This is a genomic window from Hyphomicrobiales bacterium (assembly GCA_016125495.1).
Classification (GTDB): Bacteria; Pseudomonadota; Alphaproteobacteria; order Rhizobiales; family RI-29; genus RI-29.
The window spans coordinates 56428-63648 of record WGLQ01000021.1; the positions used below are offsets into that span (position 1 = coordinate 56428).

At 67.3% G+C, this 7221-nt stretch carries 5 protein-coding genes; 1 reads left to right on the top strand and 4 read right to left on the bottom strand.

The annotated features are described in order from the left end of the window. Positions 1-54: 54 nt before the first annotated feature. Complete coding sequence (trxA, locus tag GC150_14775) at positions 55-378, top strand: thioredoxin (GenBank protein MBI1386167.1); 324 nt, start codon at positions 55-57, stop codon at positions 376-378. 132 nt (positions 379-510) lie between these two features. Here the strand turns inward: trxA and GC150_14780 are convergent, their stop codons facing one another. The 4 genes from GC150_14780 to GC150_14795 form a co-directional block, all read right to left on the bottom strand. After that, entirely contained in the window at positions 511-1542 is a 1032-nt protein-coding gene (locus tag GC150_14780) for a hypothetical protein (protein MBI1386168.1), read from the bottom strand. A gap of 34 nt (positions 1543-1576) precedes the next feature. Then, positions 1577-2410 carry a Zn-dependent hydrolase gene (locus tag GC150_14785; protein ID MBI1386169.1) on the bottom strand — a complete coding sequence of 278 codons (834 nt, stop codon included), beginning with the start codon at positions 2408-2410 and terminating at the stop codon, positions 1577-1579. Between the two features lie 184 nt (positions 2411-2594). After that, on the bottom strand, positions 2595-5639 hold the full coding sequence (gene polA / locus GC150_14790) for a DNA polymerase I (GenBank protein ID MBI1386170.1): 3045 nt from the start codon (positions 5637-5639) through the stop codon (positions 2595-2597). Positions 5640-5739: 100 nt separating this feature from the next. Next, on the bottom strand, positions 5740-6882 hold the full coding sequence (locus GC150_14795; GenBank protein MBI1386171.1) for an acyltransferase family protein: 1143 nt from the start codon (positions 6880-6882) through the stop codon (positions 5740-5742). Positions 6883-7221: the final 339 nt, after the last annotated feature.

The window sequence follows — 7221 nt, forward strand, 5'->3', positions numbered from 1 at the left end:
GGCCGGCAAGGGCGTGGGGCCCGCTGGACCGGCGATGCCGCGAAGGAGCAAGATATGGCGACCGCGAAAGTAACCGACGCGACGTTCGAGCAAGAGGTTCTCAAGGCGAACGTGCCCGTCGTCGTGGACTTCTTCGCCGATTGGTGCCAGCCGTGCAAAGCGATCGCGCCCTATCTCGAGGAGATTTCCCAACAGATGGCGGGAAAGGTGAAGATCGCCAAGATCAACGTCGACGAGAACCAGCGCGTGCCGATGACATACAACATCCGCGCCATGCCGACGCTTCTCATCTTCAAGGATGGCAAGGTGGTCGCGCAGCAGGTCGGGGCGCTGCCGAAGGGCAAGCTCGCCGAATGGATCCAGGGCGCCATGGCCTGAGGAGTGGACCGGCGGCGGGTCAGCGGGCGCGAAATCGTCCGCGGATGATGCTTTGCCATCGATGTAGAATGCCAGGGCGCGCCGAGCCGGCGCGCCCTTCGTCTTTGCGGCGGGACGGTGGGGCCGATCGCCTCAGACGACGCGATGCCAAGTATCGCTCAGCGCATAGCCGAGCGGGTAGGGGTCTTCCGGGTCCAAGTGGTAGGTGTGCTCGCCCGTGATCCAGGCCCGGCCCTTGATGGACGGCAGGATGGCCGGGCGCCCCGCGACCGTGGTTTCGGCCTCGATGCGCATCTCGAAGAGCGAATCGATGATCGATCGCGAATGCAACGTGTCGCCGACCTTCATCTCACCGCGCGCGTGGTGAACCGCGAGGCGCGCGGACGACGCGGTGCCGCAGGGCGAACGGTCGATCTTGCCGGGTGAGATCACCGTGGCGTTGCGGGCAGTCGGATGGCCGTCACGCTGATGCACCGGCTCGCGCCAAGTCACGAAAGTGACGCCCGCGATCTCCGGCATTTCGGGATGCGCGACGGGGAAGGCCGCGTTCACCGCATCCTTGACCCTTTCGCCGAGCACGACGAGGTCGCGGGCGGCCTCGGGGCGGACTTCGAGGCCGTGCGGAGCCGCATCGAGGAGAGCGAAAAAGCCGCCGCCGTAGGCGATGTCAACGCGGGTCGGGCCGAGGCCTGGAACGTCGATCTCGAGGTCGAGACGGACGACGAAGGCAGCCGCGTTGCGGGTCTTGATGGAGCGGCAGCGCCCGTTCTCGCATTCGGCCGTGAGGTGAACGAGGCCACCCGGCGTTTCCAGCACGAGTTCCGTCACCGGCTCGTGCATCTGCAGCATGCCCGTTTCGAGCAGAACGGTGCCGACGCAGATGCTGTTGGAACCGGACATTGGAGGATAATCCGTCGGCTCCATGATGATGAAGCCGGCCTGGGCGTCCGGATGGCAGGCGGGCACCACCAGATTGTAGTGCGTGAAGACACCGCCGCGCGGCTCGCGGATGAGAAACTGGCGGAGCGTGTCGTCCTCGGCGAGGGCGATCCGCATGTCGCGCACGCTGGCGCCGCGGGGCGGGATCACACCACCGACGATGACGCGGCCAACCTCCCCTTCCGCATGGGCGGCGACGACCTGGATGGCGCGGCGGGACTGCATGCGTTCTTCTCCATATCCGGGCGCAATGCGCCGGTCATTCGAACATCGTGAACGAGCGCTGCATGGATAGCACTTTCGGACTCGCGGGCAGGCTCGCCTGCGACACGACGATGCTCGTCGATGTCGCCATCTCGACGTCGAAGGCCTCGCCCATGCGGGCAAGGAAGCTCGCCAGCGAGGCGCGCCCGAAGACGTGCATCGGCAGGATGAGCCGGGCGCGCAGGAGTTTCATGACCTCGACCATGTTGGCATGGGCCATCGTGTATGTGCCATCGACGGGTACCATGACGATGTCGAGTTGGCCGATCTGTGCGAGGTGCTCGGGGCCGAGTTCGTGGTGCAGGTGGCCGAGGTGGCCGATGCAGAGGTTCGCGACCTCGAAGATGAAAATGGAATTTCCATCCGCCTCCCGCGCGCCGGACCAGGTTCGGATGTCCGTCGTCACATTGCGGATGAAGGTGTCGCCGACGGTGAGTTCGTGGCGGGCCGGGCCGCTGGCGGGGTCCTCGCTCCAGCCACGCAGGACGTGTTCGATGCCGGGGTCGGGATAGTCGGTGTAGTGCGTTTCATGGGCGTGGTTCATGGTCACGACCGTCGGCAGGGAGCCGCCGGCCGCACCCGCGAAGTCGGTCGCGATGACGACGCCGCCCGGTGTTTCGATGCGAAAGGTCGAGTGGGTGACGAAGGTGATGCGAACCTCGTCCTCGGCGAGCGTCGACGGGGTGAGAGAGACGAGGCGAACGCGGGGGGAAAGCTCGGTGAAGGCGATGCACTTGCTGGCGGCGGCGGGAAGCACCGACACGGGAGCGGCAAGAAGCGCGAAAGCGAGCAGCGCCAGCCATGGGCGGATGAAATCGCGAGCGTGCATGGTTCGTCTCCGGGGCTTGGGGGCTGCGCCTTTCTGGCGCTGGCTCCAGGAACGCAAGGCAGTTTGGACCGGCGGGCCGGCATTGACCATAGGCGTCGCCCTGCACGGCGGATCGCTTTGGGCGCCCTGACCATTCCACCGCGCGTCGCATGCACCTGCGGCAGGGCCGGCCGCGCGGGCCACCTCAGTGTGCTTCGTCCCAGTTCGCGGCGGCCTTGGCGTCGACCTTGAGGGGCACGTTCAGCGAGATCACCGGTGCGGGTGCGTCCTCCATGACGCCGCGGACCAGCGCGATCGTTGCTGGAACCTCCCCCGTTGGGGCCTCGAAAACGAGTTCGTCGTGCACTTGAAGCAGCATGCGTGCCGAGAGGCCGGCTGTCCCGAGGGCCCCCGGCATGCGCACCATGGCGCGGCGGATGATGTCGGCGGCCGAGCCCTGGATCGGCGCGTTGATCGCGGCGCGCTCGTAGAATCCGCGCTGGGAGGGGTTCGAGGAGGCGATGTCGGGATAGTGGATGCGCCGGCCGAAGATCGTCTCGACGTAACCCTGATTGCGGGCTGTCGCGACCGTCGACTTCATGTAGTCGCGGATGCCGGGGAAGCGCTCGAAATAACGGTTGATGTAGTCGCCCGCCTCGGAGCGGGAAATACCGAGCTGGGCGGCGAGGCCGAAGGCGGAGATTCCGTAGATGATCCCGAAGTTGATCGCCTTGGCGCGGCGGCGCACGTCGCTCGGCATGCCCTCGATCGGAACGCCGAACATCTCGGAGGCGGTCATGGCGTGGATGTCGAGGCCGTCGGCGAAGGCCTGGCGAAGCGCGGCGATGTCGGCGATGTGCGCCAGGACGCGCAATTCGATCTGGCTGTAGTCGGCCGAGACGAGCTGCATGCCCCGCTCGGCGACGAAGGCGGTGCGGATCTCGCGGCCCTCGCGCGTTCGCACGGGGATGTTCTGCACGTTCGGATCGCTCGAGGCGAGACGGCCGGTGCCGGCGGCGGCGAGCGAAAAGGAGGTGTGGATGCGCTTCGTACGCGGGTTGATGAAGGTCTGCAGCGCGTCGGTGTAGGTGCTCTTGAGCTTGGAGAGCTGGCGCCATTCGAGGATGGTGCGCACGAGCCGCCGTGGCGTCTCGCCGATCTCCTCGTTGCCGGCCAGGTCCTCGAGCACGTCGGCGCCGGTGCCCCAGGCACCGGTCTTGGTCTTCTTGCCGCCGGGCAACTTCCATTCATCGAAAAGGATTTCACCGAGCTGTTTGGGCGAGCCGACGTTGAAGGGCTTGCCGGCGATCTCCTGGATCTCCGCTTCGAGCCGGGCGAGCGACTGGGCGAACGAACCGGAGAGCTTTGCAAGAATGTTGCGGTCGATGCGGATGCCGGCCTGTTCCATGTCGGCGAGCACCGGGATCATCGGACGTTCGAGCGTTTCATAGACCGTGGCGAGGCGCTCGGCGGCAAGGCGAGGCTTCAGGACGTGCCAGAGCCGCAAGGTGACGTCGGCATCCTCGGCGGCATACGCGGTCGCCCGGTCGATCGCGACCTTGTCGAAGGTGACCTGCTGCTTGCCGCTGCCGGTGACCTCCTTGTAGGCGATCGGGCGGTGTCCGAGCCAACGCATGGAGAGTTCGTCCATGCCGTGGCCGCCACGACCGGCATCTAGCGCGAACGAGATCAGCAACGTGTCATCGATGGGCGCGATCGCGATGCCGTGGCTCGCCATCACGTGCATGTCGTATTTGATGTTCTGACCGATCTTGAGGACCGCCGGGTGCTCGAGCAACGGCTTCAATGCGGCGATCGCATCGGCGAGCGGAATCTGGGTCACGCGGGTGCCACCCTCGAGATCGAGGCCGTCGCCGGCACCGTGGCCGAGGGGCACGTAGCAGGCGCGGCCCGGTGCGGTGGCCAGCGAAACGCCGACGAGGCGCGCCTCGATGGCATCGAGGCTGTCGGTTTCGGTGTCGAAGGCGCAAAGACCGCACTCGATGGCCTCGGCGATCCAGGTCTCGAGTTCGGCAAGGTCAGTGACGGTCGCATAGGCCTGGGTGTCGATCGCCGGCATCGCGGCGCGGGCCGCGCCGGCCAGAACACCGGCCTCGGGCGTGGCACGGCTGGCGCCGGCGGTTGCCGATGGCTGGTCGGGCGCAGCCGGTTCGCCCTCGCCTTCGGCTGCGTGTTGCTCGGCGGGCGCTCCCGTCGCGGCCGCCTCGCCGCTGGCGGGTCGCCTTGCCGCAGCCAGTGCGGGATCAGGATCGATGTCCTCGGCCACGACGTCGAGCGCCTCGGCGATGCGGTTGGTGAAGGTGCGGAATTCCATCGCCTTGCAGAACGCGACGAGGCGCCGTCCGTCGATGTGCGGAGCATCGAGCGCATCGAGAGGCGTTTCGACCGGCACGTCGTCGCGCAACCGCACCAATTCGTGCGAGATGCGGGCCTGCTCGGCGAACGTCAGGAGGTTTTCGCGGCGTTTGGCCTGCTTGATCGTCTCGGCCTTGGCGAGCAGGGTTTCGAGGTCGCCGAACTCGCCGATGAGCTGGGCCGCGGTTTTGATGCCGATGCCGGGCACGCCCGGCACGTTGTCGGTCGCATCGCCTGCGAGTGACTGGACCTCGACGACCTTGGACGGGGGCACGCCGAATTTGGCGACGACTTCGTCCTCGCCGATCCGTCGCTCGTTGCCGGGCATCGGGTCGTACATCTGGATGCGCGGGGCAACGAGCTGCATCAGGTCCTTGTCGCCCGAGACGATGGTGACCGAGGCACCGGCCCCGGCGGCGGCCCGAGCATAGGTTGCAATGAGATCGTCCGCCTCGAAGCCGGCCTGCTCGATCGGAGTGAGACCGAAGGCGCGCACCGCGTCGCGGATCAGCGGAAACTGGGGGACGAGTTCCTCGGGCGGGGCGTCGCGATTGGCCTTGTAGGCCGGGAAGATCGCGTTACGGAAGCTCTCGCCCTTGTGGTCGAAGATGACGCCGATGCGCGTTGCAGGGCCGCCGTCGACGCCTTCGCGAACGACCTTCCAGAGCATGTTGCAGAAGGTCATGACGGCGCCGGTGGGGGTGCCGTCGGAGCGGGTGAAGCTGCGGCCGCGCGACTGCGATGCCTTGAACATCGCGAAATAGGCGCGAAAAATGTAGGTCGAGCCGTCGATCAGGTAGAGGCGGTCGGATGGACCGATCGCGTCCGACCGGCCCGTGGCGGGCGAGCGCTGGGGCGTATTCTCTCTCGACATGGCCGGCACTATGGCGCGATCGGCGTCCGGCTGCCACGATTTATTGCTGGGCGGGGGCACGCGCGGCGGCTCGCCGCACGCGCCCTGCTCGGGGCATCCGTCAGGATGCCGAGGGCAGACCCGGCCGGCTGCGGCCGACCGCCGCCTGGCGGCTCTGGCCCCGAGGGGTGGTCGAGCCGGCCAGCCGCGCCCAGGCGGGGCGTTCAAAGAGGAAGCCGAGGCCGAGCCGCGGCAGCACCCAGTACATGACGAGCGCTCCAATGACCGCCGCCAACGGAACCACCAACCCGAGCACCTCGGCGGCAACCGGGGTCTGGCCGAGCAGCTTTTCGCCGATGATGCGGGTCGCGGCCATCGGCACGAAGAAGGCGAGGTAGATGGGCAGCGAACGGGCGCCGCAGTAGCCGAGGAAGCTCGCCCGGCCACGCTCGGCCAGCGCGGCGAGGACCGCGACGAAGGCGAGCGCGCCGATGAGGCCGAGCGCCAGCGTGGCACCTGGGAGCTTGTGGGCGCCGGTCGCCAGCATCGCGCCGTTGAGAGCGAGGAAGCCGGCGAGGGCGAGGGCGGCGTGCATTGGCTGGGCGGCGCCGTGGCGGGCCGTCGCAAAGACGCCCCCGGCCAGCATGTAGCCGCTCAGGAAGAAAACATAGCGGGAGCAGAACTGGTCGACGACGACCGAGCCGGTCTCGATGCCGGCGATGTGGAGCACCGCGGCGCCGATCCAGAGGATGGGGGCCGGCACGCCCCGCAGCAGGCGGGTCGCAAGGAAGAACACGCCGAGCAGATAGATGAACCAGAGCGGCCCGAAGGGTTGGACGAACGCGAAGGCGTACTCGGTCAACCAGACGACGAGGCTGCCCTCGGCGATCTGGGGACCTTTGAGAATGAATTTGATGGTCACCCAGAGGGCGTAGAAATACGCGAAATGGACGACCTTGCGGTCGAGGTACGTGCGCCAGTCCTGGTCGATGGTGCGCGCGAGGAAGAGGCCGGCGACGATGAAGAACAGCGGCATGCGGAAGGTGTAGCAGAACGAGGCAAAGCCGCTCGACCAACTCTCGTAGCCGATGTGCTCGGTGATGCCGAGGGTCGCGTGATACTGGACGACGAGGAGGATCGAGAGGCCCTTGGCGTAGTCGACCCAGTCGATGCGCTCGGCGGGGCCGGGGCGGGGCGACGCGAGGTTCGCGCGCCGGCCGGCGAGGCCGAGCCGCGCGAGGAGGCCATTTGCTGCATCGATCATGGATGGGGCGGGCATGACGGTCCTTTCCGGGTCCAGCGCGCACACGGGTTCGGGGCCGGCGGGCGTCAGCCGTCGACCGGGTCACCGAGGTGGAAGCAAGAAACGGGCCGGATGGGGTTCGTGAGCGGGATCACGATCCGGTGAGGGTCCGGGAGCGCGGATGGGGGGCGGGTGGAAGGGGTGAGGTTGAGTGTGGCAGTGGTACGAACCGGGTAGTTCCCTGACAGCATAGACCGGGAGCATTCCTGACAGGTCAACTTGCTCGAATCACCAGGAGATTCGAGCGATGCCCTTCAAGGAGAGCTGTCGGGTGGAAGAGCGTATCGCGTTGCTGCGGGC